We start from the raw sequence: 25,502 nt of genomic DNA, 5'->3' as shown, positions 1-25,502 counted from the left end.
AGAGTCCGCCTATCCCGCCCCAAGACGCCGTCAGGCTGCGTCAGAGCCGTGCGCCACCCGCTCGAACAGGTCCGGCGGTCCCATCTGGCCGCCCTTCAGGACGATGTCGAGGCCGTCGAGGCGAGGATCGTCGCTGCGCCCGCGGCAAAGCGAAACGCCGCCGGCGACCCGCGCCTCGTGCGAAAGGCCCCAGAAGTCGAGCTTGCGCACCGCGATGCTGGAGGTGTCGCCGCCCGCGATGGCCAGGCGGCCGATCGGCGCTTCGTCCACGACCAGGCGGACGAGCTCCGCGGTGGCCTGCGCCACCTCGGCGGCGCGTTGCGGCGCGCCGTCCGGGCGGTCGGTCACCACCATGACGTTGCGTCCCTGCCGCAGGCTCTTCACGGCGTCCGCCCGCACGCTCTGCGCCAGGACGGCGTCGTCGACGAGCCTCGCGGCGTCGACGTCGATGCGCTCGAAGGATGCGGCGGCCTCGACCTGGGCGCGCGTGACAGGCGAGAGGCTGCCTGCCATCAGGAAGACGGGGCCGCTGCTCGCCGGCGCCGCGGCGCGGACTCGCGGCGAGAGCGCACCATCCGGCCACGCCGCCGCCAGAGCCTGCGCCACGCTGCTGGCGCCGACGGCGAGGAGAGGGGAGCGCAGGGCGTGCGCCCAGATCAGGCGGCCGATCACCGGCAGGTCATCGGCCCGCGAGACATCCATCAGAACCGCCGGCGGCCCGGCTCGCAGCACGTCGTCGAGCGCGCGCCCGGGGTCGCCCGCCTCATAGGCCCGGTAGTCGAGCGAAGCCACGCCGGCGAGGCCCTGCTTGGCGAGGTGGAGGCGCAGGTCCGCCTCTCCCATGGGCGTGACGGGGTGCGCCCTCATGGTGGGATGGCGGTCGATCCGCACGACCTCGCCCCCGGCGCCCGCCGCGGCGAAGAGCGTGGCGAAGAGGCAGTAGCGGGAGAGGTTCGGCTGGCCGCCGACGATCGGGACGAAGGCGTTCGGCGCGGCGTTGCGCAGCGTGGCGACGGCCGCGCCGATGCTGCCCACGTCCGGGGCGCTGTCGAAGGTGGAGCAGCATTTGTAGTGCAGCACCGAAACGCCGAGGTCGGCGAAGAAGCGCCCCACCGGGCCGAGTTCGGCCGCCATGGCGTCTGGCGCCAGGGCGCGGGACGCGCCGGCGACGCCGACGGCGTCCAGCCTGCCGGCCCCGGCGAGCCTCTCCGGAGTGGGGGAGCCCAGGAAGAGCAGCGCACGCAGACCATGCTCCGCCAGGGTCGAAAGCGTGTCCGTCGCACCGGTGAAATCATCGCCGTACCAGCCCAGGCGCGGGCGACGCCGGACGCCGCCCGTCACGGGGCGGGCCTTCCGAAAAAGGCGAGCGCGGCCGCGAGTTCCGGCATCCTCGCGGCGGCCGCGTTGAGCTCCTCGCCCTCCGTCGCCGCCGCCCAGGCCTGTCGAATGCTGGCGACCCCCGCCGCGGGGCCTCCCGGATGGGCCATGACGCCGCCGCCGGCCATGAAGAGGAGGTCCGTCCCGCCCACGGCCTCGAAGGTCGCCGGGACCGTCCCGGCCCATTGGCCCGACGAGAAGGCGGGCAGGACCGCATCGTCTAAGCCTTCCGCAAGAGGCGTGAGGCAGTCCTGCGCGGAGGCCACGACCTCCTGGTCTTCCTGGGCGAACTTGCCCTGCAGCCCGTGCACGTGCATGTGGTCGACGCCGGCGAGGCGCCACAGCGTCTGATAAGCCTGGAACGAGACGCCCAGCATGGGGTGGCGCGAGAACGCGCCATAGCCGTTGCGGTGTCCGTGCAGCGCGAGATCCGTGCTGCGGCGAAGGCTCTCGATGGCGGAGAATCCGCACCAGTTCAGGCTGGCCATCACGCATGAGCCTCCCTCACGGGCCACGAGGTCGGCGTGGCGGCGCATCGCGTCCGTCTCGTCGGTGATGTTGAAGGCCACCATCACGCGCTTGCCGGTCCGGTCGGCGTGTCGGCGCACGGCGGCCATCACGGCGGGGATGCGGGTCGCGAGGGGCGCGTGGGCCGGATCGGCGCAGATCTCGTCGTCCTTGATGAAATCCAGGCCGGCCCCGGCGAGCACGCCGACGAGCGCGGCGGTCTCCTCGGACGACAGGCCGACATTCGGCTTGATGATGGAGCCGATCAGCGGCCCCTCCGCCACGCCGGCCAGCCTGCGGGTTCCGGCGACCCCTTGAGCCGGCGTCGCGAACCGGCGCCGGTAGTCGCCGGGCAGGCGGACGCCGTCGAGCCTCAGTCCGGTCGTTTCGCCGAGATCGAACAGATTGCCGGCGACGATCGACGCCAGGGTCGCCAGATTGGCGCCGACATTGGCGTTGGGGAACGCGATGCGGACGCGGGCGCGCCGGTAGGGCCCGGACGCGCCGCGCCGCGCCAGCCAGGCGTTCGGCAGGCTGGGGACCGGCGCGGCCTCGAGCTCCTCGACGGCGATCACCTCTGCGGCGGCCCGCTCGCGCAGGGCGTCCGTCTCGCCATGGACGCGCGCGAAAGTCCCGCAGGACTGCTCGCCGGCCATCACCTGCGCGACCTTGGCCGGGTCGAGCGGCGTTTCGATGAGGTAGGACGCTTCGAACCGTTCGCCCGTCATGGGATCAGAGCGCGCTGAGGTCGGGGAAGGGCCTGACCGGGTCCTTGCCGTCCCAGGTCTCGGAGGCCTCGCGGATGAGGCGGAACATCTCGCCCTTCGGACCCGAGACTTCGGACAGCTCGATCACGGTGCCCGGATGGTAATGGGTGTCGAAATAGACGAAGCGCCCGCGCTCGCCGACCTCGCCGCTCATCACCGGCGTGAAGCCCTGGGCGGCCAGCCTCTCCATGTCGGCGTCATAGTCCTGCGTCCAGTAGGCCACGTGCTGCAGGCCGCTGTGGCCCGCCTGCGTGAATTCCCGGTACATCGACGGGACGTCGTTGCGGCACTGGATCAGTTCGACCTGCAACGGACCGGAATTGGCTAGCGCGACCGAGTTGTGCGGCTCGTAGGTTTCGCCCCGATACCGGTAGTTCCGGATCGGAACTTTGGGGTTGTAGAAGAACGGGCCGACGCCCAGCACCCGGCTCCAATAGTCCATCGCCGCCTCGATGTCGGGGACGACATAGCCGAGCTGGCGGATCTGCCCAAAGAAGCGGCTCATGAGATGCTTTCTCGTGTTCGTGAGTGTCGTCGGAGAGAGGCCGTTCAGGCGAGCTTGCCGACCGCGCCCTCCAGCAGCCCCCAGGCCTCGTCGCCGAAGCGGCCCTTCCACTCGCTGTAGAAACCGCCGTTGCGCAGCTTGGCGCGGAAGCTGTCCGGATTGGTCCTGTTGAACGCCAGGCCCTTGGATTCGAGGTCCTTCTGGACGGTGGCGTTCAGCGCCTTGATGTCCTCGCGCTGCTTCACGCCGGCCTCGTTGATGGCGTTGGAGACGATCGTCTGGAGATCCGCCGGCAGGCCGTTCCAGGCGCGGCCATTGGCGATGAACCAGAACCCGTCCCAGATGTGGTTGCTGAGAGCGCAGTTCTTCTGCACCTCGTAGAGCTTCGCGACCTGGATGATGGGAAGCGGGTTCTCCTGGGCGTCGACGATCCGGGTTTGCAGCGCCGAGTAGACTTCGCTGAACTGCAGGCTGGCGGGAGCCGACGCCAGCGCCTTGAACATGGAGATGCTCAGCGGGCTGACCGGGACGCGGATCTTGAGGCCGTCCATGTCCTTGGCGGTCTCGATCGGCTTGCCGCTCGTGGTCATCTGCCGGAAGCCGTTGTCCCACATCTTCTCGAAGGCGAAGAGGTTCACCTTGGAGATCGCGGCCCTGACATGCGCGCCGACCTTGCCGTCCATCGCGGACCAGACCTGGTCATAGTCGGCGAACGCGAAACCCACCGCGTTGATGGCGGCCACGGGGACGAGCGTCGCGATGACGAGGGCGGAAGGCGTGAAGAAGGTGATCGCGCCGTTGCGGACCTGGCTCAGCATGTCGGTGTCGCCGCCAAGCTGGTTGTTCGGGAAGATCTTGATGTCGACCCGGCCGTTCGTCTCGGTCCTGATCCGGTCCGCCGCCTCCTGGGCGCGGATATTGAGCGGATGGGTGAGCGGGAGGTTGTTGCCGTATTTCAGCTCGAACTCGGCGGCCCTGGCGACCAGGGGCATGCCGACGACCGTCGCAGCCGGCGCGGCGGCGAGAGCCCGGAGCACGGTTCGGCGGGTCAGGACGGCCATGGCTTCCTCCTTTGATGGTTTTTGATGTTTTGTCGTTCGTCCTTTCACGATAGGAAGGGTCTCGCCGGAGCGTCAAACGGCATTTCTGATGGAAATTGATGGACAGCAGCGCCCCGATTCCCACCCCTGAGGACCGCAAGCGGCATCGGCTCATGTCCAGGATCACGGACGTGGCGCAGCGCGCGGGCGTGTCGACCGCGACCGTCGACCGGGTGTTGAACCGAAGGCCCGGCGTGCGGGCCGGCACGGTCCAGCGGGTGCTGAAGGCGGCCGCGGAGGTGGGCTATGACGTGAAGCCCGGCGCGGCGCCGCAAGGCGCGCTGCAAGCGATGCGGCTCGCTTTCCTGCTGCCGGCCGGAACCAACCGCTATCTCGGGATGCTCGGGCGCCTGATCGCCTCCTCGCAGGAGCGGCTCGCGTCATCGCACATGCGGGCGCGCGTCGACTTCATCGAAAGCTTCAAGCCCGATCTCCTGGCGCAGCATCTGCGCCGCGCCGCCCGCGAGGTCGACGGGGTGGCGTTCATGGCGCTGGAGCACCCGGCGGTGCGCGAAGCCGTCAACGCGTTGGCCGAGCGCGGCGTCCCCACCGTCACGCTGATCTCCGACATCGCCAACACCCGCAGGGTCGCCTATGTGGGCCTGGACAACCGGGCGGCGGGCCGGACCGCCGGCTACCTGATGGCGCGGTTCATCGGCGCCCGCTCGGCCAAGGTGGCGATGATCGCCGGAAGCCTGAGCTACCGCGCCCATGAGGAAAGGGAGATGGGCTTCCTGCATCTCTTCGAGGAGCTCTATCCTGCGATCCAGGTGGTGGGGCTGCGCGAAGGCCATGACGACGGGGCGAAGAACTACCGCCAGACCAAGATGCTGCTGGCCCAGCACCCGGACCTGGCCGGCGTCTACAATATCGGCGGAGGCGCGGACGGCATCGCGCGGGCCTTGCGGGAGGCGGGCCGCGAACAGGAGGTGGTCTTCATCGGGCACGGCCTGACGCCGGACACGAGGGGCTTTCTCATCGACGGCGTCATGGACGCGGTGATCACGCAAAACCCGCAGGACGCCCTGATCGACTGCGTCACGATCTTCGGGAACCTGCGCGCCGGGCGGGACCCTCTCGATGGGGTCGAGCGGCCGAGGAGCGAGATCGTACTGCGCGAGAACCTGCCCTAGGCGAGGCGCGCTCGGCGAAACGACGGGACGCTCTCCCGCCGGACGATAAAGGCGCTGGAAGACCGAGCGGAAACAGCCATTCGGCTCCGTCGGAAGCTCGTGGAACAGGGTGGGGACGGCCGGGGGCATGCCGCGGCTCAGGGCCTTTTCGTTTCCGGCCCGCTACTGACACGTCAAATAATGAGTTTGCTGTGACAAACCTGGCGTCTTTTTATGCAATTGCATCAAGTCCATGATCGGAAATATACGTATGTCTCTCTGATAGTTTCGTAACCTTTTCATAGGGCATGCCCGGTTAGATTGTGTGATCGGCGATGTGCACGCAGGCGAATATCGCGGCTGCGCATCGGTGGATGCAAGGACCGGGGCGACATGTTGGCATCGTTCAAAAAACCACGTTTGACCGTGGGCTTGAAAATCGCGGCGATTCTCGCCGTCGTAGCGGTTCCGTTCGGACTTATGACGACGCTCTACCTGCATCAGGTGGACAAGGACATTCAGTTCGCGAGAGTCGAGAACGTCGGAGCGCGCTACATCGACAGGCTCTGGCAGGCTTTCGTCTCGCCCGATCCGCAGGCCGGCGCGGTCGCGCTGGACTCGGCGCGGGCGAGCGAGAAGAGCCGGGACGAAACGCTCAAGAGCACGGACGCTGTCGGCGCCTTCGTCGCGAGCCTGAAGTCCGGCGACGCCGCGGCGATCGCCGCCGCCGGGCAGTCCGCCATTTCGAAGGTGGCCGACGGGTCGAATCTCACGCTCGATCCCGATCTCGACTCCTATTACGTCATGGATGCCGTGACGGTGCGGCTGCCGGAGCTGCGTTCGGCTCTGCAGGCGGCTTCCGCCGCCGCAGCTCCCTTCGGCAAGGCCGGCAAGCCCGAGCTCGCCGCCTATCGGACCCTCGTCGACGCGACGACGCGCCTGAGGCTGGCCCGCTCGGCGGCGGCGGGTTCGCTCGGCTCTGCAATGGACGGCAACGCGGATGGAACCCTCAGGAAGGCGCTGGCCGACAAGGTCGTCGTTCTCGACAAGGCGGGCGCGAACGTCACATCGCTGGTCGAGACGTTGCTGACCGGCGGACAGGGCGCGCTGGTGAAGGATCTCTCCGCCGCGATCGCGGCCGAAGTCGCCGCCGTCGATGCGATCTGGCCCACGGCGCAGAAGGAGCTCGTTCGCCTGCTCGACGCCCGCATCTCGACGTTCGAACAGCAGCGGCTGGGGAACATCGCCGTCCTGGCCGTCTGCCTGGCGCTGGGAGCCTTGATCCTGTTCCTGGTGATCAGGTCCATCCGGCGGCCGATGAACTTCGTTCTCACCGCGATCCAGCGCTTCCAGTCCGGCGACTTCCTCACGGCTGTGCAGGGCACGGAGCTCAGGAACGAATTCGGCGACATCGCCCGCGCGCTCAAGCGGCTTCAGAGCATGACCGGCGAGCATGCGCTGACGACGGCCGGCCTGAATGGTTCCGGCGCGATGCTGATGATCACCGACACGGAGGAGCGCATCTCGTTCATGAGCTCCGGGCTCGTCGACTTCTTCATGCAGATCGAGCCTTATCTGCGAGAGGGTCGCGAAGACTTCTCGATCCAGGCGATGTATGGCGAACACATCGACTACTACCGCCAGAACGTGAAACTGGGCCGCGAGCTGATCTCCGACGACGGACGCCGCCGGCGCGTGCGCTACGAGGTCGGCGGGCGGGTGATCGACGTCGACATGAGCTATGTGGCGGACGCCAACGGCGTGAAGCTTGGCCACGCCCTCGTGTGGACGGACATCACCCAGGAGCTCGCAGCCGAGCGTGAGATCGCAGAGATCGTGCGTGGCGCCGCGATGGGCGACTTCACCCGGCGGGTCGACATGGTCGGCAAGAAGAGCACCGCCCGCGAGATCGCGCAGGGGCTGAACTCCGTCTCCGATCTCGTGGTGTCCGCCGTCGAGGACTTCGGCGCCTCGCTCTCGGCGCTGGCCGTGGGCGATCTCACGCGCCCCGTCCAGGGCGACTACAACGGCGTCTTCGGCAATCTGAAGGCCAGCATCGACAACACGATCTCGCGTCTGGCCGAGACGATCACCGTGATCCAGAAGACCGCCTCGGAGGTCGCCACCGCGGCGGCCGAGATCCGCGCCGGTTCCGAGGATCTCGCCGCCCGGACGGAGGACCAGGCCGCGAGCCTGGAGGAGAACGCCGCCACCACCGAGCAGCTCGCCGCGTCCGTCAAGGCGAGCGCGCAGTCCGCCACCCAGGCGGCCGGCCTCGCCGTGGAGGCCAAGCGGGGTGCGGAGGAGGGCGGCCGCATCGTCGGCGAAGCCGTCGAGGCGATCGGCCGGATCGAAGCCTCGTCGCGCCGCATCGCGGACATCACCTCCGTCATCGAGGAGATCGCGTTCCAGACGAACCTGCTGGCGCTCAACGCGGCGGTGGAGGCGGCGCGAGCCGGCGACGCGGGCAAGGGCTTCGCCGTCGTGGCCTCCGAAGTCCGCACCTTGGCCCAGCGCTCCAGCGCGGCCGCCAAGGACATCTCCGGCCTGATCAACGCCTCCGTGGCGGAGGTGCTCTCCGGCGTGAAGCTCGGCAATTCCGCCGGCGAGGCGCTGAAGAGCATCGTCCAGGCCTCGCACTCCGTGGCGGCGACGATTGCCGAGATCTCATCCGCCACCAGCGAACAGGCGACGGGTATCGACGAGATCAGCCAGGCTGTCTCCTCTTTGGACAACGCCACGCAGCAGAACGCGGCGCTGGCCGAAGAGAGCGCCGCGTCGGCGTCCATGCTGAGCCAGCAGATCGAAGGTCTCGAGAATCTCGTGTCCGGGTTCCGGATCAATTCCGCCCCGGAGCGAGCCGCCCGCCAGCCCGCGCTCCGACGCGCCAGCTGACGTCCTTTCACCGTCATCAGCCCACCTCGCGCCCACCCCCGGGACATCGAGGACTTCACCGAAGGGGGGAACCCAACTTGGCCCTGAGAAGCAATCGCATTTTGATCGTCGACGATTACTCCACCATGAGGCGCGTGCTGACCTCCATGCTGCACGCGATCGGCTGCCGCGACGTCGACGGCGCGGCCGACGGCGCGCAGGCGCTGTCCCTTCTGCGGCAGAAGGACTACGGGCTCGTGATCTGCGATCTCCACATGGAGCCGATGAGCGGCGCCGAAGTGGCCCGGATCGCCCGCGCCAATCCGGCGACGGCGCAGATTCCGTTCGTGATGATATCGGCGGACAGCAGGCCCGAAACGCGGGTCATGATCGACGGGCTGAAGATCGAGGCCTTCCTGCTGAAGCCTTTCACGGCCACTCAATTGCACGCGTGCATCGCAAAGGCGTCGCCCGCCGCTCCCTACCTGATGAGCGCCTGAACCGCGGTCGTCCGCCGGGGGCCGAATGAAGGGCGCCGGGGCGAGAAGCCCGGCGCCCTTTCTTTCGTCGTCTCAGGCCCGAGCGCGCAGCCGCGCGACGGAGGCCGCTCTGGCGGGCTCTTCCCGGCGATCCGTCTTGAAGGCCTCGACGAACTCGGCGAGATGCTGGACATGCTGGGCGAGCGACGCGGCCGCTCCCGCGCCTTGTTCGGCCAGCGAGGCGTTCTGCTGCGTGATCTCGTCCATGTGGGCGATCGCCTGGCTCATCTCCTCGATGCCGCTCGACTGCTCGCCCGACGCGGCCGAGATTTCCGACACGGTGGCGGAGACCTTGTTGGAGGCGACCACGATCTGGTCGAGCGCCTCGCCGGCCCGCCGCACCAGGGCGACTCCGGCCGCCACCTCCGACGCCGCCTCGCTGATCAGCGCGGTGATGTCCTTGGCGGCCGTGCTCGACCGTTGCGCCAGCGTGCGCACCTCCGAGGCGACCACCGCAAAGCCCTTGCCGGCCTCGCCGGCTCGCGCGGCCTCGACCGCGGCGTTCAACGCCAGCAGGTTCGTCTGGAAGGCGATCTCGTCGATGACGGAGGTGATGTCCGTGATCTTGCGCGAGGAGTCCTCGATGCGGCCCATCGCCGAAACGGCGCTGCGCACCACCTCGCCGCCGGCCTGGGCCACGCCGGTCGCCTCCGCGGCCAGTTCGGCGGCCTGTCGCGACGACTGGGCCGAGGACTTCACGGAAGCGGCGAGCTGCTCGGTCGTCGCCGCGGTCTCCTCGAGCGAGGCGGCCTGCTGCTCCGTGCGGTTCGCCAGGTCCTCGTTGCCGGTGGCGATCTCGCTCGACGCGCTCAGGGCGCTGCGCGACTCCTGTCGGACGGAATCGATGATCCCCGAGAAGGTCTCAAGCAGCTGGTTGACGCCTTCCGCGAGGTTCCTCATCGCCCCTGACGCGTCGTTCAGGACGATGCGGGCGCTGAGGTCGTTGTCCTTGGCTGCCTCGACCACCGCGCTGGCCGCCTTCTCGATCGCCATGGAGGCACGGATCTGGGCGGTCACGTCCGTGGCGAACTTCATCACCTTGCAGGGCTTTCCGTCCGCGTCGAAGATCGGGTTGTAGCTGGCGTCGATCCAGACCTCGCGGCCGCCCTTGCCGATCCGCCGGAACTGGCCGGCCTCGATGTCGCCCTTCCGCAGCTTGTCCCAGAACCGCCGGTATTCCGCCGTCTGGGCCTCCGCCGGATCGACGAACATGCTGTGATGCCGTCCCTTGATCTCGTCCAGCGTGTAGCCCACCGCCTTCAGGAAGTTCGGATTGGCGGTCAGGACGACGCCGTCGAGCCCGAATTCAATGGTCGCCTGAACCCGGTCGAGGGCGTTCAGCCGGCCGGTCATCTCCGCCATGGCGGTCTTTTCGGCGGTGATGTCGGCGGCGAACTTGACGACGCGAACGGGAGCGCCGGACTTGTCCAGAACGGGATTGTAGCTGGCCTGCAGCCAGACGCCGCGCCCGTCCTTGGCGATGCGGCGATACTGGCCCGAGTCGAACTGGCCGCGGCGCAGCCTCTCCCAGAACTCGCGATAGGCGGCGGCGTCGCGCTCGGCGGGGTCGACCAGGATGCTGTGGTGCTTGCCGCGGATCTCGTCCAGGGCGTAGCCCATCGTCTTCAGGAACGTCGCGTTGGCGGTGATGATCTCGCCCGAGAGCGACAGTTCGATCACCGCCTGCGATCGATTCAGGGCGGCGGCGTAGCCCTCGTCCGCTCCGCCGAAAAGACTTCCCAACGAGATCATGCGTGCCCCCTCGCATCCGACGCCGCCGGCGGCGCGACCGGCCGGCGCAGAAGAGCGTCAATCGTCTCCTAAACCCAAGGTTGCAGTTTACAACAAATGATAAGTTAACGAGTATCGGTCTGTTTAAAGACTTTACCGAATTCGGGTGACCGTCGCGGCCAGGCCAGGACGAAAAAAGCCGCCGCGCTTTCGCGCGACGGCCTTGGCCCTGTCGATGAAGGACGGGCGTTCTAGAGCGTCGTGCGCGCCCGGCGTCCGGCGATCATGCCCCAGATCACGAGCACGATGACGGCGCCCACCACCGCGCCGATCAACCCCGCGCCCTCGCCGGGCCGATACCATCCGAGAGCCTGGCCGAGATACGTCGCCACGAATGCGCCGATGATGCCCAGGATCGAAGTGAGGATGAACCCCGCCGGCTCATTGTCCCCTGGAGTGATGAACTTGGCGATCACTCCGGCGACGAACCCGATGATGATGGTCCAGATGATGCTCATCGTTTCCTCTGCGTGTACCGCCGGTTGTCTATTCAACCCTGCTTCTGGCGAAACAACAGGGATAGACCCACGAAAGTTGCAGTTCGGCCCGAAAGAGGCGTCTTTTTTACAGTCGATCCGGTGGATGTCACGTTCCGGGCGGCTTTTCAGGCCGGACGGACGGCGAGCCAGATGACGTGCCGGGCGCCGCGGCCCGTCTTCCCGTTGGCGCGGGGACGCTCTTCGGTCACCGCGAACCCGACGCGGCGCAGGCGCTGGGTGAAAGCCGCATCGGGAGCGGACGACCATACCGCCAGGACCCCGCCCGGCCGAAGCGCCGCCATTGCGGCGCCGAGGCCGGCGACGTCGTAGAGCCCGTCATTCGCGGAGCGGGTGAGGCCTTCGGGCCCATTGTCGACGTCCAGGAGGATGGCGTCATAGACCTGCCGGGCTGCGCCGATCACGGCCGCGACGTCCGCTTCGTGGATCTGGACCCGGGGGTCGGACAGGCTGTCGCCGAACAGCGTCGCCATGGGTCCCCGCGCCCAGGCGACGACCGCCGGGACGAGTTCGACCACGTCGATATGGGCGCGTGGGCCGAGCGCCGCCAGGGCGGCGCGCAGGGTGAAGCCCATCCCGAGCCCGCCGATGAGAATGCGGCCCGCCTCCGCGCCGGGCGTCCGGGCGAAGGCGAGGGTCGCGAGCGCCTCTTCGGAGCCCCGCAGCCGGCTGTTCATCAGCTCCGTGTGGCCCAGCCTGATCGAGAACTCGGCGTCCCGGCGCATCAGCCTCAGTTCGCCGGCGTCGCCCGGAACGGGGGCGACGCCGAGATGAACCCAGGGCTTCATCGCGCGGGTCCGCTGCCGGAGGCGCGGTGCTGCAGGAAAAAGCGCATCATCTCCCGGCTGGCGTCCGGCCCTTTCGGATCCGTATAGGTCCCCGCCGGGCTGCCGCCCGACCACGCGTGACCCGATCCGTGAAGCGTCCAGTGCTCCAGCAGCGAGCGCCCGTCGGCGGCCGCGTGAATGGTCTGCGTGAATCCCACCCCGCCGGGGGAGGACCCGGTCCTGACCTCCACGGACAGCTCCCCGGCGTGAGGCTCGCTCGGCCGCGCCTGCGAAATCACGTGCTCGCCATTGCTCGGATGCACCGTCGCGTCGCGGTCGCCATGGAAGACGATCGCGGGCGCCGGCTGGCTGCGGTCCCCCGGCTGGCGCGCGCCCGGAGCGCCGCCCTTGCGCATGGCGGCGAAAGCCGTCGGGACATCCCGGGCCGAGCCGCCGGCAAGCCCCGAATGGACGCCGATTGCGGCGTAGAGGTCAGGATAGGCGACGCCGAGGATGGCGGCCTTGGCGCCGCCGGCCGACAGGCCGGCCGCATAGACCTGAGTAGGCTCGACCGCATAGTCGCGCATCACCTGTCGGGTCACCCCGGCGATGATGGACGGCTCGCCGGCGTCGCGGCGCTGATCGGCGGGGTTGAACCAGTTCCAGCACTTGGACGGGTTCGCAGCCTTGGACTGCTCGGGATAGACGACGATGAACCGCATGTCCTCGGCCAGGACGTTCATCCGGGTTCCGGCGGCGAAGTCATCGGCCGACTGCGTGCAGCCGTGGAGCATCACCACGAGGGGGACGGGATCGCCAGTATAGGAGGACGGGATGTAGACCTTGTAGGCGCGCGTTCCCGCGGCGTTGGTGAAGCTCTTCGCCAGGAAGCGCGCTCCGCCGGGCATCGGCTCGGGCGCGGGGCGGGGGCCGCCCTGGCTGGTCGGGGCGTGCGCCAGGCGCCGAAGGCGGCTCAGGAATCCCGTTCCGGGCTGGGCCTCGGCCGCGCCCGCGGCTGGGCGAGATTCCTGCCCCGCGCCGCCTCTCAGGACAGCCATGGCCTCCTGGAGCCGTCCTTCGCGGGTGAGACGGGTCGCCTCCATGATGTCGATCTTGGGCAGGCTGTTCATGAGCATGGTCCTTAAGGTCACGATCGCGCGGGGGCGGCGATCGTCTGGTCATTTGGAAACGGAGCGGGGGCTAGCCGATGCGGTCGCCCAGCGCGGCCTTCACGTCGGGGCTCGCCTGCAGAGCGCCGAGCACCGTGATGGACGCGATCGTTTCGCGCGCGAGGTCCGGGGTGACGTCAGCGCCGATCACGGCGAGGCCGAGCACCTGGATCCGGAGCATCTCGCCGGCGTCGCGGGCCTTCTCGAGATCCTGCCGGCTGTAATGGCGAAGGCCGAGGTCAAGGCGGCGCCTGACCACCGACTTCTTCACCACCTCGGAGTGGCGGTCGAGCTGGTTGCGGATTGCGGTGCGGATGAAGTCGGATCGGTTGGAGTAGAAGCCGTCCTGGACGAGCAGGTCGACATGGCCCAGGTCGACGAAGCCGAGATTGATCGTGATCTTCTCGCTGTCGGGCGTTCTCTGTCGTGCGTCCAGGGCCAAAGCGCCATCTCCTCGCCATCCGTGTGGATGGTATATGGGACGGATGGCGCCGGGAGCAAGGGGCGGCTCGCCGTTTCCTTCAGGGTCTCCGACGGGCTTTCGCAGCGGGGGGCTTGCGGGCGCCGAGAGCAGGCCGGATCAGGGTGTCGAAAGCGTATTTCACCTGGGCGTACTCTCCGGGGCACTGCTCAGCCCGATCGGCTGGCAGGTATCCGCGCGAGACGACGTCGCCGAAGATCTTCGGGTCGGACCCGTAGCTGATGCAGATCAGGTTGAAGAAGCGCTGTGCGGGCAGGCCGTGCTCATTGGCGAAGTCCTTCAGCTTCGGGGCGGATTCGCGCGCTTCCGAGGCGTACATCACGGCGATGCTGGAGATGACGCGTCGGACTTCGTCCTTTCCGAACTGAAGGAGCGCATAGGTCGCCACCTGGTCGGCTGCGTCTTCCTCGCGGCCCAGAACGGGCACCTTCCGCAGATCGAAGATCGCATGGGCCAGCTCGTGCAAGGTCACTTCGAGGAAGGGGCCGATGACGTAGTTCGCCGGCGTGAGGCTTTCCTTGGCGGCCACGTCGGGCGGGATCTTCCCCGCGAGTTCCTGGATGTAGGCCAAATATTCGTAGCAGATGCCGATCGCGCTCTCGTCAGGATCATAGGCCGCGTTGATGTCGCCGTCGCAGCCCTCCGTCTTCAGCAGCAAGGGGCGAGGCAAGGAGATCCCGGCGAGCCTGTCGCGGACGCGCTCGAGGACTCTCTTGTTACGGAGCTCGTCGTAGATGCGCTGGTGCTCGGGATTCTTGGGCGGGTCGTAGCGGACCTCGACGCCCGCCCTGCGAGGCGCGGGCTTGGCGTCGGCCGCCGGCGCGGCGACCAGGACCAAGGCGACCGTCATGGCCGCGAGAACGGTGTTGGTCAGTCGTGGGGAGCGCATGGGATCCTCCGTCGCTGGTCTCGCGGTCACGGTCACGCTGACTGTAATCGCAATCGCCGGTTGGTCCATCTCTGGCGTGAATTGCCCGAAAATGTGGGATTGTGTGGGAATTTTTGAGGTGCTATGAAGCATTGCAGCGGCTCGAAGAAGCCGCCTTCGGAGGAAACATCATGCTGCGCCGCAAATTCGTCGGCCTGGTCGGCGGGTTGACGCTGTCCCTTCTCGCCGCCGCCCCCGCGCTCTCCCAGTCGAAGCCCGTCACGATCCGCATCGCCAGCGCCTTCGACCAGGGCACGGACATGATGCAGGCCGCCAAGCGGTTCGGCGACATCGTCAAGGAGCGCAGCAAGGGCGCGATCGACGTGAAGATCTTCGCCGGCGGCCAGATGGGCGGCGAGAAGGACAATGTCGAGGCGCTGAAGCTCGGCGAACTGGAGATGGCCGTCTTCGGCACCTATCCGATCGTCTCGCTCGCCCCGAAATACTCCTTCTTCGATGCGCCGTTCGTCTTCCGCGACAAGGCGCATGTCTACAAGACCTGGGACAGCAAGCTCGGCTCCGAGGTCAGGGACATCTTCGCCAAGTCGCACGGGCTCCACACCGTCGGCATGATGGGTCGGGGCTACAGGCACCTCACCTCCAACAGCCCGATCAACAGCGTCGATGACGTCAAGGGCATGAAGCTGCGCATGGGGCAGTCACGGCCCTTCATCGACGCCTTCACGGCCGTGGGCGCGGTGGTGGTCCCGATCGCGCTGCCCGAACTGTTCACGTCGCTGAAGCTGGGCGTGGTCCAGGGGTCGGACGGTCCCTTCGACCAGATCTACACCTTCAAGCTCCAGGAAGCGCAGAAATACATCGCCATCACGGGGCACCTCTACGCGACGTCCCTGTGGCTGATGAACGACAAGCTGTACCAGGGTCTGCCGGCCGACCAGAAGGCCATCATCGACACGGCCGCCAAGGAGGCCCTGGCCTATGGGGACGAGTTGTCGGCGGCCAGCGAGAAGGCGCTTGGAGACAAGCTGCAGGCCGCCGGGATGCAGTTCACCAAGCCCGACTACGCGCCCTTCATGGCGAAGGCCAAGCCCGCCTTGGACAAGCTTTTCGCGGAGCTGTGGTCGGTGACCTCGGCCGACGAGATCGCGAAAATCCAGTAACCGCGAACGAGGCGGCGCGGGGCTTTCGCTCCGCGCGCCCTTGCCCAGGCTCCCATCATGGCTTCCCTCAACCGCGCGCTGGACGTGATCGCGGCCCTGCTCTTTGCAGCGGCGCTCGCGCTCGTGAACCTCCAGATCCTGTGCCGCTTCGTGCTGTCCGTCTCGGTGCCCTGGACCGAGGAGGTCAGCAGGCTGGTCTTCATCTGGCTCGCCTTCGTCGGCGCCGCCATCGGCGCACGTGAGGCCTCGCTCATCGTCATCGACACGCTGCCGGAGCTGATCGGGCCGCGGTGGAACGCCGTCATGGGCCCGCTGGTGCGGATCGTGAGCCTTGCGATCATCCTGTTCATGTTCCTGGCCAGCCTGCCGCTGGTGCAGTCGGTGTGGCCGACCACGCTGGCGACCGTGGAGTGGATCTCCAATGGCTGGGCCTATCTGGCGTTCACCGCCAGCTTCGGACTGATGGCGCTCTACAGCATCGCGCCGCTCGTCACCGATGCGCGCCGGCTGATCGGAAGGCCGCGCTGATGGTCGGTCCCTATGTGTTCGCCCTGCTCGGGCTCTTCATCGCCGCCGTCCCGGTGGCCTATTCGCTGGCTGGCACGTCGATCCTGATCACCCTGATCGAGCGCGGCGTCGGCTTCAATCCGGCCTTCATGGTCCAGAAGGCCGTCTCCGGCATCGACAACTTCATGCTGCTGTCCGTGCCGTTCTTCATCTACGCCGGAAAGGTGATGAATGTCGGCGGGGTGACCTACCGCATCTACAACTTCGCCAAGTCGCTCGTCGGCTCGATGCGGGGCGGGCTGGCGCAGGTCAATGTCGTGGCCAGCATCATCTTCGCGGGCATGACCGGCACCGCCGTCTCGGAGGCCGCGGGGCTCGGCACGGTCGTGATCAAGTCCATGCGCGAGGAGGGCTACGAGGAAGACTTCGCGGTGGCGGTGATCGCGGCGTCCTCCACGATCGGGCCCATCATCCCGCCCAGCGTGCCGCTGGTGATCTACGCCCTGATGGCGAACGTCTCCGTCGGCGGAATCCTGATGGCCGGGCTCATCCCGGGTCTCCTGATGGGCGGCGCGCTGATGCTCTGGATCGCCGCCATCGCGCGTCGTCGCGGACTGCCGGGCGGGGCGGCGTTCCGCTGGGCGACCGTGTGGGCGTCCTTCAAGGACGGCTTCCTGCCGCTGATGACGCCTGTGATCCTGATCGGCGGCATCGTGTCGGGCGTGTTCACGCCCACCGAGGCGGCCGCGATCGCGGCGCTCTACGCCACGTTCCTGTCGGTCGTCGTGTACCGCGCCGTGAGCCTCGCCGACCTGATCGAGATCGCCCGGTCCACCGTCGTCGATACGGGCGTGATCATGCTCGTGGTCGCCATGGCGATGATCTACGGCTATCTGGTCACGCGAGCCGGCCTCACCGACGCCATGGTGGAATGGATGGCGGGCGTGTCCACGGACCCGCATGTGGTGGGACTGATGATCATCGTCTTCCTGCTGATCGTGGGCTGCTTCCTGGAGGCGACGGCGGCGATCATCATCCTCACGCCGGTGCTTCTCCCGATCATGAAGACGAGCGGGCTCGATCCCATGCATATGGGCGTCATCATCGTGCTCACGATGATGATCGGGCTTCTCACGCCGCCCTTCGGCATGGTGCTCTTCGTGCTGAACCGCATCTCCGGCATCAGCCTGCACCGGATCGTCGTGGCGGTGGCGCCGTTCCTCATCCCGCTGGTGGCGGTCGACGTCCTTCTTCTCTTCTTCCCCGTCCTGGTGCTGATCGTCCCGCGCCTCGTGATGTGAACCTATCGGATCGACCATGACTGCAAGCCAAGCTCCGACGTCCAGCCGCGCCCCGACGCTGCGTCCCCTGGCGCCCGCCCTGAGGGCGGCCGAGCAGGGCGGCTACGCCCTGGGGTCGTTCGCGCCCCGCTATACGAGCATGATCCGGCCCGTGCTGCGCGGCGCCATGCGCGCCCGCTCGCCCCTGATCGTCCAGATCTCCCAGCGCGAGTTCGAGCGCTACGGCACGGTCCCGCGCCAGTTCGCCGACGCGTTCTTCGACGCGGTCGAGACGGAGGGCCTCGACGTGCCCGTGGTGCTGCATCTCGACCATACGTTTGAGCTTGCGGTCATCGAGGCCGCCATGGACGCGGGCTTCACCTCGGTGATGATCGACCAGTCGGCCAAGCCGCTGGAGGAGAACATCGCGGTCAGCGCCGACGTCGTGAGGCGGGCCCACGCGCGGGGCGTGTCGGTGGAGGCCGAGCTCGGCAAGATCGGCACGACCGACTTCATCGAGACCGACGAGGACGAGGAGCACTTCACCGATCCCGACGAAGCGCTCCGCTTCGTCGACGAGACAAAGGTCGATGCGCTCGCGGTGGCGGTGGGCACGCTGCACGGGCACTACATCACGCGCCAGCCGCGGGTGGACCTCGCCAGGCTGACGGCGATCCGCGCGCTGACTCCCGTGCATCTGGTGCTTCACGGCGGGTCCGGAGTCCCGCCCCACATGATCCACGACGCGATCCGCATCCCGGGCGGCGGGGTGAGCAAGGTCAACATCGCCACCGACCTCGAGCACGCGATGCTGACCGCGCTGGGCCGCACCGAAAGGCTGACGGACGAGGCCTGCCGCGCGCTTCCCGCCGACCAGATGCGGCTGGCGCAGGACGCCGTCGAACGCACCGTCATGGACAAGATCGAGACCTACCTGCTCAGCGCCGGCAAGGCCTGAACCGCGTCGCAGCGCTTGAGCCGGCCTCGGGTCGCCACTATGGCGAAGGGAGGCCCGACCAGGAGATTCGCCGGATGCTCAGCGCCGAGAGGAACCGCCGATTGCGGCGCCGCCTGTTCGAGCGCGGCAGCATCCGCGTCTCCGAAGAGGCGAAGTCGTTCGGCGTGTCGGAAGAGACGATCCGGCGCGACATCAAGACCATGGCGGCCGAGGGCGTCGCCGACGCGGTGTTCGGCGGGGCGGTCCTGCGCCCCTCGACCACGCTCGCGGCCCTCGGGATCCCGCCGGTGGACCAGCGCGCGCAGGTGCAGGAGCGTTCGAAGGCGGCGATCGGCGCCGCGGCCGCAGCCCTGGTCGAACCAGGGCAGTCCGTCATCATCGACGCCGGGACCACCACGCTGGCGCTTGCGCGATGCCTGAGGCGGCACCGGCGGCTGACCATCATCACGAACGCGATCCCGGTGGCGCAGGTCTGCGCCGACATTCCGGAATCCGCCGTCTATGTCATCGGCGGCAGGCTCGTGCCCGGGTCTCTCAGCATGATCGGGCCGCAGGCGCAACGCGACCTCAGCCAGGTCAGCGCCGACTGGGCCTTCCTGGGCGCGGCCGCCGTCGACGCCGAGCGCGGCTTCACCAGCGCCGATCCGTACGAGGCCGAGGTGAAGCGCGCCATGATCGCCGCCGCGCGCGAGACGGTGATCCTCGCCGACGGCGCCAAGTTCGGCTCCCGCCGCTTCGCCACCTTCGCCAGCGCCGGCGAGGTGGCGCGACTTCTGACGACCGCCGACGCCCCGGCCGAGGCCGTCGCCCTGCTGGAAAGCGCCGGCACGGCGGTCACGCTTTGCGATTCCGTTCTGGAGGAGACGCCGTCATGAGCAACCCGAGCGTCGGGATCATCCACACCTCGCCGGCGACCGTCGACCTGTTCGGACGGCTGTTCCGCGAGGCCCTGCCGGGCGTGCGGATCGTCAACCTGCTCGACGATTCCATTCTGCCGGAGCTTCGCGACAAGGGGGGCGACCTCTCCGCAGTATCGCCGCGATGGTCGTCCTACGCCAGGATCGCGGACGAGCGCGGGGTCGACGTGATCCTCAACGCCTGCTCGTCCGTCGGCGAACTCGGCGCGGAGGCCCAGGCCGGCGTCAAGGCTCCCATCGTGCGGGTCGACGCCGAGATGGCCCGGGAAGCCGTCCGGCGCGGCGACAGGATCGCCGTCATGGCGACCTTGCCGACCACCTTGCGGCCGACCTCCGACCTGATCGCCGGGACGGCCGCCGCCGGGGGCCGATCGGTTACGATCGAACGCATTCTCGCGCCGGGCGCCTATGAGGCCCTGATGAGGGGCGACCAGGCGGCCCATGATGACGCGATCCTGACGGCCATGAAGGAGGCCGCAGGCCGCAACGACACCATCGTGCTCGCCCAGGCGTCCATGGCCCGGGTGGTCCCGGGCCTGCCGGAGGCGGACCGCGGCAAGGTCCTGGCCAGCCCGCCCTTCGCGGTCGCGGCGACGCTCGAGGCCCTGCGCGCTCGGCGGGCTTAGGGACATCGGCTCCGTCGGTTTCGCTCCGATCGCGCCGGAACCCTCCCAACTTGCGCTCTCGCGCACTATCTCGGGCTCAGGAGCAGCCCGATGACCCTGAGTTTTCCTTTCGACAACAGCTATGCCCGGCTCCCGGCGGGCTTCTTCGCCCGCGTGAACCCGACGCCGGTGGCCGGGCCGAGGCTGGTCAAGATCAACAGCGAACTGGCCCGCGACCTCGGCCTCGATCCCGACGCGCTCGCCTCTCCCGAGGGCGTCGAGATCCTGGCCGGCCAGCGTGTGCCGGAGGGCGCGGAGCCGCTGGCGGCCGCCTATTCGGGCCACCAGTTCGGCCACTTCTCGCCGCAGCTCGGCGACGGGCGAGCCATCCTGCTGGGCGAGGTCGTGGACCGTTCGGGCGCACGCCGCGACATCCAGCTGAAAGGGTCCGGGCTGACTCCGTTCTCGCGCGGCGGCGATGGGCGGGCCGCCCTAGGACCCGTTCTGCGGGAGTATCTGGTGAGCGAGGCCATGGCGGCCCTCGGCGTGCCCACGACCCGCGCTTTGGCGGCGGTGACGACAGGCGAACCGGTGCTGCGCGAGGAGGTGCTGCCCGGGGCCGTCCTGACCCGCGTCGCATCCAGCCATATCCGGGTCGGGACGTTCCAGTTCTTCGCGTCGCGCCGCAATCTGGAGGGCCTGCGCCAACTGGCCGACCACGTGATCGAGCGGCATGACCCGGAGGCCCGCACGGCGCCGCGCCCCTACCGGGCGCTGCTGGACGGCGTCATCGGCCGGCAGGCCGAGCTGATCGCCCAGTGGCTGCTGCTGGGGTTCATCCATGGGGTGATGAACACCGACAACATGTCCGTCTCGGGCGAGACGATCGATTATGGGCCATGCGCCTTCATGGACGCCTATGATCCCGCCACGGTGTTCAGCTCCATCGATCGCAACGGCCGCTACGCCTATGGCAATCAGCCCGGCATCGCGCAGTGGAACCTGGCGCGGCTGGCGGAGTGTCTTTTGCCGCTCCTGGCCGACGACCAGGATGAAGCGGTCGCGCAGGCGCAGGAGGCCCTCGACCGCTTCGTCGACCTGTTCAACGACGCCTATCTGCGAGGCCTGCGGCGCAAGCTCGGCCTGTCCGGCGAGCAGGAGGGCGACCTGGCGCTGGCCCAGGACCTGCTCGGCCTGATGGCGGAGGCCCGGGCCGACTTCACCCTGACGTTCCGCAAGCTGGCCGACGCGGCGCCGGGCCCTGCGCATGACGGGGAGCTGCGCGCCCTGCTGGGCGGCGCGACGGCCCTCGACGCCTGGCTGGCGCGCTGGCGGACCCGCCTGGCGTCAGCCGGACGAGACCCGGCGGAAGCCGCCAGGTCGATGCGGCTGGCGAACCCCGCCGTGATCCCGCGCAACCATCTCGTCGAAGCCATGATCGAGGCGGCGGTGGAGCGGCAGGATTTCGGGCCCTTCGAGGAGATGCTGGAGGCCGTGACGCGCCCTTTCGATCCCCGGCCGGACCATGCGGGCTACGCCGACGCCCCGCCCAGGAGCGACGTCCCTTACCGGACTTTCTGCGGCACCTGAGCCTCGTTTGGGGGAGGCGTGTCTTGCGCCCGCGGCGGATTCCGCTAATGTCGTTGCACACGTTTGCAACGACACCGTGGAGGAACGATGCGCTATCTCAAGCAGGGCAAGGACGCAGCTGCTCGCGAAGAGGTGGACCGCAAGGTTCGCGAGACGGTCGAAGCCATCCTGGCCGATGTGGAGGCCCGCGGCGACGCCGCGGTCCGGGACCTTTCCGAGAAGTTCGACGGCTACTCGCCCCGTGAGTTTTTCCTGTCGCCCGCGGACGTCAGGGCCGCCATGGACAAGGTCGCGCCTCGCGATCTGGAGGACATCGCCTTCGCGCAGAAGCAGGTGAGAGGCTTCGCGCAGGCGCAGCGCGCCTCCATGCAGGACGTCGAGATCGAAACGCTCCCGGGCGTGATCCTGGGTCACAAGCACATCCCGGTGAACGCCGTCGGATGCTACGTGCCCGGCGGGCGCTACCCGATGGTCGCTTCGGCGCATATGAGCGTGGTCACCGCGAAGGTGGCGGGCGTGAAGCGCGTCATCGCGTCGGCGCCGCCCCATCGCGGCGCTCCGCACCCGGCCATCGTGGCGGCGATGCAGATGGGCGGAGCGGACGAGATCCTGGTGCTCGGCGGGGTTCAGGCCGTCGCCGCGATGGCGGTGGGCACCGAGACGATCAAGCCCGTGGACATGCTGGTCGGCCCGGGCAACGCCTATGTGGCCGAAGCCAAGCGCCAGCTGTTCGGCCGGGTGGGCATCGACCTGTTCGCCGGTCCGACCGAGACGCTCGTGATCGCCGACGAGACGGTGGACGCCGAGATCTGCGCCACCGATCTGCTGGGGCAGGCCGAGCATGGACCGACCTCTCCGGCCGTCCTGATCACCAATTCCGAGGAGCTGGCCCGCGAGACGATGGCCGAGGTGGAGCGGCTTCTCGGCGTGCTTCCCACGGGCGACGTCGCGCGCATCGCCTGGCAGGACTATGGCGAGGTCATCGTCTGCGACGGCTATGAGGAGATGCTGTCGGAAGCGGACCGGATCGCGTCGGAGCACGTCCAGGTCATGACCGACCGGGACGACTGGTTCCGGGACAACATGAGCAATTTCGGCGCGCTGTTCCTGGGGCCGCGCACCAATGTGGCGTTCGGCGACAAGGTGATCGGCACCAACCACACGCTGCCCACCAAGAAGGCGGCCCGCTACACCGGCGGCCTGTGGGTGGGCAAGTTCCTGAAGACCTGCACCTGGCAGAAGGTTCTGACCGACGAGGCCTCCGCCATGGTGGGCGAATACTGCTCGCGCCTGTGCATGCTGGAGGGCTTCGTGGGACACGCCGAGCAGGCGAATGTCCGGGTCCGCCGCTATGGCGGCCGCAACATCGCCTATGGGGAGGCCGCGGAATGAGCGGGCTGCTTCGGACGCCCTCGTTCCGGCTGGACGGCAAGCGCGCGCTCGTCACCGGAGCCGGGCGGGGCATCGGGCTGGCCGCCGCCACCGCCCTCGCCGAGGCCGGGGCGGACGTCACGCTCGCGGCCCGCTCGTCCGACGAGATCGAGGCCGGCGCGGAGGCGCTCAGGGCCGCGGGCTTCCGGGCCTGCGCGCTGCGCCTCGACGTCACCGACCTGGCCGAGACCGAGCGCCTGCTGGCCTCGGCCGGCGTCTTCGACGTCCTGGTGAACAACGCCGGGACCAATCGGCCGAAGCCGATGCGGGAGATCACCGCGGAGGATTTCGACGCCGTGATGGACCTGAATGTCCGCGCCGCCTATTTCGTGGCCTGCAACGTGGCCGGCGCCATGGCCGATGCGGGCGTGAAGGGCTCGATCATCAATGTCTCGTCGCAGATGGGCCATGTGGGAGGCGTGAAGCGGACGCTCTATTGCGCGTCCAAATTCGCTCTCGAGGGCATGACCAAGGCGATGGCCATCGAGTTCGGACCGGCGGGGATCCGCGTCAACACGCTCTGTCCCACCTTCATCCTGACCGAGATGACCCGGCCCTTCCTGGCCGATCCGGCCTTCCGGGACATGATCCTGTCCAAGATCAAGCTCGGCCGCATCGGGGAGCTCGAGGACCTGATGGGCCCGGTCGTGTTCCTGGCGTCGGACGCGTCGCGGCTGATGACCGGATCGTCCCTCATGGTCGACGGCGGCTGGACCGCCGAATAGCGATGGCGCGCCGGGTCACGTCCTTCGAGGTGGCGCGGCGCGCAGGCGTGTCGCGCTCCGCCGTGTCGCGCTGCTTCACGGACGGGGCCAGCATCGCGCCCGAGACGCGCCACCGCGTGATGGAGGCCGCCACGGCGCTGGGCTACCGGCCCAACGCGATCGCACGGTCGCTGATCACCAGCCGCTCGCGCATGATCGCGGTGGTGATGGGGCATCTCGCCAACCCGTTCTATCCGGACCTCCTGGCCCGCCTCTCCGCCGTGCTGCAGCAGCGCGGCTATCGGCTGCTGCTGTTCACGGGGGCGCCCGACGCGTCGGCCGATCCGCTGGTCGCCCAGATCCTGCCCTACCAGGTGGACGGCATCGTGCTGGCCTCCACGACGCTGTCGTCGGGGCTTGCGGACGAATGCGCGGCGGCCGGCATCCCGCTGGTGCTGATCAACCGCACAGCGGACCGCGCGCATGTGTCGAGCGTGGCCAGCGCCAATCTCGATGGCGGGCGGCTGGTGGCGCGATTTCTCCTGGCGGGCGGGCATGAGCGTTTCGGCTACGTCGCCGGAACGGAAGCGTCCTCGACCAACCGGGATCGCGAGCGCGGCTATCGGGCCGCATTGACGGAGGCCGGGGCCGGACCGGTGGCCCGGGCCGTCGGGGCCTATTCGCAGGAGGGCGCCCGGGCCGCGGCGCGAGCGCTGCTCCGCGCCCGCCCGCGCCCGGACGCGCTGTTTTGCGCCAACGACCACATGGCGATCGCCGTGATGGACGTGGCGCGACACGAACTGGGCCTGCGCGTGCCGGACGACCTGTCCGTGGTGGGCTTCGACGACGCGCCGCCGGCCGCATGGGCGAGCTACGGGCTGACCACGGTGGAGCAGCCGGTCGCCCCCATGGTGGACGCGGCGGTGGATATCCTGCTGGGCCAGATCGAGGGCAAGGAGCGCCCGGCGCACCACGTCGCCCTCGCCGGGGCCCTGGTGGTGCGCGACAGCGCCCGAAGGCCGGCCTTCGGCCTGGTGCGCGACGATGACCGAACGATCTGGGCGCCGGAAGCCGGGGCCAGCCCGGCGGGCGAGGGGAGGACGCACGAATGAAACCGTTGACCATCATGGTGGCCCCGAACGGGGCCCGGCGCATGCCCAGCGACCATGCCAACCTGCCGATCACCATCGAGGCGACCGCGCGGGCCTGCGCCGAGGTCCACGCCGGCGGCGCCCAGGCGGTCCACGTGCATGTCCGCGACGCGCAGGGGCTGCATACGCTGGACGCGGACCTCTACAAGCAAGCGTCGCTCGCCATCCGCCGGGAGGCCGGGGCCGACCTCGTCCTGCAGATCACCACCGAGGCGGTGGGCCGTTTCACGCCCGCCCAGCAGATCGCAACCGTCCGGGCGGTGCGGCCGGAGGCGGTCAGCATCGCCCTGAAGGAGCTCATCCCGGACGAGGCGGCCATGGCGGAGGGCGCGGACCTCTACTCTTGGGCGCATCGCGAGGGCGTCGCCGTCCAGCATATCCTCTATTCTGTCGAGGAGACCGAGCGCTTCGTCAGCCTGGTCGCGCGCGGCGTGCTGCCGGGAGAACGCCACTCGGTCATCTTCCCGCTGGGCCGCTACGCCGCAGGCCAGGAGAGCAACCCGGGCGAGCTCATCCCCCTGCTGGCCTGCCTCGACCGGCATAATCGCTTGGATCGCACCGACTGGATGGTGTGCGCCTTCGGCCGGGCGGAGACGCCTTCGCTGGTGGGCGCTGCCGCCTTGGGCGGCGAGTGCCGGATCGGCTTCGAGAACAGCTTCTTCAACGCCGACGGGACCCGGGCGGAGAGCAACGCGGAACGCCTCGCGGATCTGCGCCGCGGTCTGGCCGGCGTGCCGCGCCCGCGCGCGAACCGCGACGACGCGCTGCGGGCGCTGGGCAGGCCCTTCTAGGGGCTCGAGGCGCGCCATCTCCGGATCGCGCGC

At 68.7% G+C, this 25,502-nt stretch carries 24 protein-coding genes; 14 read left to right on the top strand and 10 right to left on the bottom strand.

Features of this window, described 5'->3' with window-relative positions:
* Nucleotides 1–30: 30 nt before the first annotated feature.
* Genes ACYVO7_RS05025 through ACYVO7_RS05010 form a run of 4 tightly spaced genes read right to left on the bottom strand, consistent with a single transcriptional unit; the run spans nucleotide 31 to nucleotide 4,217 of the window.
* A complete protein-coding gene (locus ACYVO7_RS05025; protein ID WP_460448746.1) occupies nucleotides 31–1,341 on the bottom strand; it encodes a four-carbon acid sugar kinase family protein in 1,311 nt (436 codons plus the stop codon).
* On the bottom strand, nucleotides 1,338–2,612 hold the full coding sequence (locus tag ACYVO7_RS05020; protein ID WP_460448745.1) for a ribulose-bisphosphate carboxylase large subunit family protein: 1,275 nt from the start codon (nucleotides 2,610–2,612) through the stop codon (nucleotides 1,338–1,340). The genes ACYVO7_RS05025 and ACYVO7_RS05020 overlap by 4 nt, the downstream gene beginning before the upstream one ends.
* A gap of 4 nt (nucleotides 2,613–2,616) precedes the next feature.
* Nucleotides 2,617–3,156, bottom strand: a complete 540-nt coding sequence (locus ACYVO7_RS05015) for a VOC family protein (RefSeq protein ID WP_460448744.1) — start codon at nucleotides 3,154–3,156, stop codon at nucleotides 2,617–2,619.
* 44 nt (nucleotides 3,157–3,200) lie between these two features.
* Entirely contained in the window at nucleotides 3,201–4,217 is a 1,017-nt protein-coding gene (locus tag ACYVO7_RS05010) for a TRAP transporter substrate-binding protein (protein WP_460448743.1), read from the bottom strand.
* A gap of 152 nt (nucleotides 4,218–4,369) precedes the next feature.
* On the opposite strand from ACYVO7_RS05010, the gene ACYVO7_RS05005 reads away from it, so the two are divergent.
* The 3 genes from ACYVO7_RS05005 to ACYVO7_RS04995 all read left to right on the top strand — a co-directional run bounded on the left by ACYVO7_RS05005 (nucleotide 4,370) and on the right by ACYVO7_RS04995 (nucleotide 8,742).
* On the top strand, nucleotides 4,370–5,389 hold the full coding sequence (locus ACYVO7_RS05005) for a LacI family DNA-binding transcriptional regulator (RefSeq protein ID WP_460448742.1): 1,020 nt from the start codon (nucleotides 4,370–4,372) through the stop codon (nucleotides 5,387–5,389).
* 459 nt (nucleotides 5,390–5,848) lie between these two features.
* Nucleotides 5,849–8,263 (top strand): methyl-accepting chemotaxis protein, encoded by a 2,415-nt coding sequence (locus ACYVO7_RS05000; RefSeq protein ID WP_460448741.1) that lies wholly within the window; start codon nucleotides 5,849–5,851, stop codon nucleotides 8,261–8,263.
* A 101-nt stretch (nucleotides 8,264–8,364) separates the two neighbouring features.
* Entirely contained in the window at nucleotides 8,365–8,742 is a 378-nt protein-coding gene (locus ACYVO7_RS04995; RefSeq protein WP_460448740.1) for a response regulator, read from the top strand.
* A 72-nt stretch (nucleotides 8,743–8,814) separates the two neighbouring features.
* Here the strand turns inward: ACYVO7_RS04995 and ACYVO7_RS04990 are convergent, their stop codons facing one another.
* The 6 genes from ACYVO7_RS04990 to ACYVO7_RS04965 all read right to left on the bottom strand — a co-directional run bounded on the left by ACYVO7_RS04990 (nucleotide 8,815) and on the right by ACYVO7_RS04965 (nucleotide 14,375).
* A complete protein-coding gene (locus ACYVO7_RS04990) occupies nucleotides 8,815–10,533 on the bottom strand; it encodes a methyl-accepting chemotaxis protein (protein ID WP_460448739.1) in 1,719 nt (572 codons plus the stop codon).
* A gap of 230 nt (nucleotides 10,534–10,763) precedes the next feature.
* Nucleotides 10,764–11,030 carry a GlsB/YeaQ/YmgE family stress response membrane protein gene (locus tag ACYVO7_RS04985; protein ID WP_406854251.1) on the bottom strand — a complete coding sequence of 89 codons (267 nt, stop codon included), beginning with the start codon at nucleotides 11,028–11,030 and terminating at the stop codon, nucleotides 10,764–10,766.
* Between the two features lie 146 nt (nucleotides 11,031–11,176).
* A complete protein-coding gene (locus ACYVO7_RS04980) occupies nucleotides 11,177–11,857 on the bottom strand; it encodes a spermine/spermidine synthase domain-containing protein (RefSeq protein WP_460448738.1) in 681 nt (226 codons plus the stop codon).
* Nucleotides 11,854–12,966, bottom strand: a complete 1,113-nt coding sequence (locus ACYVO7_RS04975) for an extracellular catalytic domain type 1 short-chain-length polyhydroxyalkanoate depolymerase (RefSeq protein ID WP_460448737.1) — start codon at nucleotides 12,964–12,966, stop codon at nucleotides 11,854–11,856. Before ACYVO7_RS04975 ends, ACYVO7_RS04980 begins: the two co-directional genes overlap by 4 nt.
* A 70-nt stretch (nucleotides 12,967–13,036) precedes the next feature.
* Nucleotides 13,037–13,447 carry a CopG family transcriptional regulator gene (locus tag ACYVO7_RS04970; protein ID WP_460448736.1) on the bottom strand — a complete coding sequence of 137 codons (411 nt, stop codon included), beginning with the start codon at nucleotides 13,445–13,447 and terminating at the stop codon, nucleotides 13,037–13,039.
* A 79-nt stretch (nucleotides 13,448–13,526) separates the two neighbouring features.
* Nucleotides 13,527–14,375: a DUF4344 domain-containing metallopeptidase gene (locus tag ACYVO7_RS04965; protein ID WP_460448735.1), complete on the bottom strand. Its 849-nt coding sequence runs from the start codon at nucleotides 14,373–14,375 to the stop codon at nucleotides 13,527–13,529.
* Between the two features lie 170 nt (nucleotides 14,376–14,545).
* Here ACYVO7_RS04965 and ACYVO7_RS04960 point away from each other — a divergent pair, with 170 nt between their 5' ends.
* From ACYVO7_RS04960 to ACYVO7_RS04910, 11 genes are all read left to right on the top strand, one after another.
* Complete coding sequence (locus tag ACYVO7_RS04960) at nucleotides 14,546–15,535, top strand: TRAP transporter substrate-binding protein (protein WP_460448734.1); 990 nt, start codon at nucleotides 14,546–14,548, stop codon at nucleotides 15,533–15,535.
* 57 nt (nucleotides 15,536–15,592) lie between these two features.
* Nucleotides 15,593–16,063: a TRAP transporter small permease gene (locus tag ACYVO7_RS04955; protein WP_460448733.1), complete on the top strand. Its 471-nt coding sequence runs from the start codon at nucleotides 15,593–15,595 to the stop codon at nucleotides 16,061–16,063.
* Complete coding sequence (locus ACYVO7_RS04950; protein WP_460448732.1) at nucleotides 16,063–17,343, top strand: TRAP transporter large permease; 1,281 nt, start codon at nucleotides 16,063–16,065, stop codon at nucleotides 17,341–17,343. The genes ACYVO7_RS04955 and ACYVO7_RS04950 overlap by 1 nt, the downstream gene beginning before the upstream one ends.
* 16 nt (nucleotides 17,344–17,359) lie before the next feature.
* On the top strand, nucleotides 17,360–18,280 hold the full coding sequence (locus tag ACYVO7_RS04945; RefSeq protein WP_460448731.1) for a class II fructose-bisphosphate aldolase: 921 nt from the start codon (nucleotides 17,360–17,362) through the stop codon (nucleotides 18,278–18,280).
* Between the two features lie 74 nt (nucleotides 18,281–18,354).
* Entirely contained in the window at nucleotides 18,355–19,155 is an 801-nt protein-coding gene (locus tag ACYVO7_RS04940; RefSeq protein ID WP_460448730.1) for a DeoR/GlpR family DNA-binding transcription regulator, read from the top strand.
* The gene (locus tag ACYVO7_RS04935) at nucleotides 19,152–19,823 is read left to right on the top strand and encodes an aspartate/glutamate racemase family protein (RefSeq protein WP_460448729.1); all 672 of its coding nucleotides are present in this window, start codon (nucleotides 19,152–19,154) and stop codon (nucleotides 19,821–19,823) included. The genes ACYVO7_RS04940 and ACYVO7_RS04935 overlap by 4 nt, the downstream gene beginning before the upstream one ends.
* Before the next feature lie 90 nt (nucleotides 19,824–19,913).
* The gene (locus tag ACYVO7_RS04930; RefSeq protein WP_460448728.1) at nucleotides 19,914–21,392 is read left to right on the top strand and encodes a protein adenylyltransferase SelO; all 1,479 of its coding nucleotides are present in this window, start codon (nucleotides 19,914–19,916) and stop codon (nucleotides 21,390–21,392) included.
* A gap of 87 nt (nucleotides 21,393–21,479) precedes the next feature.
* The gene (gene hisD, locus ACYVO7_RS04925; protein WP_460448727.1) at nucleotides 21,480–22,784 is read left to right on the top strand and encodes a histidinol dehydrogenase; all 1,305 of its coding nucleotides are present in this window, start codon (nucleotides 21,480–21,482) and stop codon (nucleotides 22,782–22,784) included.
* Nucleotides 22,781–23,548: an SDR family NAD(P)-dependent oxidoreductase gene (locus ACYVO7_RS04920; protein ID WP_460448726.1), complete on the top strand. Its 768-nt coding sequence runs from the start codon at nucleotides 22,781–22,783 to the stop codon at nucleotides 23,546–23,548. The genes hisD and ACYVO7_RS04920 overlap by 4 nt, the downstream gene beginning before the upstream one ends.
* Nucleotides 23,549–23,550: 2 nt before the next feature.
* Nucleotides 23,551–24,639: a LacI family DNA-binding transcriptional regulator gene (locus ACYVO7_RS04915; RefSeq protein WP_460448725.1), complete on the top strand. Its 1,089-nt coding sequence runs from the start codon at nucleotides 23,551–23,553 to the stop codon at nucleotides 24,637–24,639.
* Nucleotides 24,636–25,469 carry a beta-keto acid cleavage family enzyme gene (locus tag ACYVO7_RS04910; RefSeq protein ID WP_460448724.1) on the top strand — a complete coding sequence of 278 codons (834 nt, stop codon included), beginning with the start codon at nucleotides 24,636–24,638 and terminating at the stop codon, nucleotides 25,467–25,469. The genes ACYVO7_RS04915 and ACYVO7_RS04910 overlap by 4 nt, the downstream gene beginning before the upstream one ends.
* Nucleotides 25,470–25,502 lie beyond the last annotated feature (33 nt).

It is taken from the genome of Alsobacter sp. SYSU BS001988, assembly GCF_054796215.1.
Note: the sequence above shows the minus strand (reverse complement) of the source record. Positions and strands in the feature narration are given on the sequence as shown.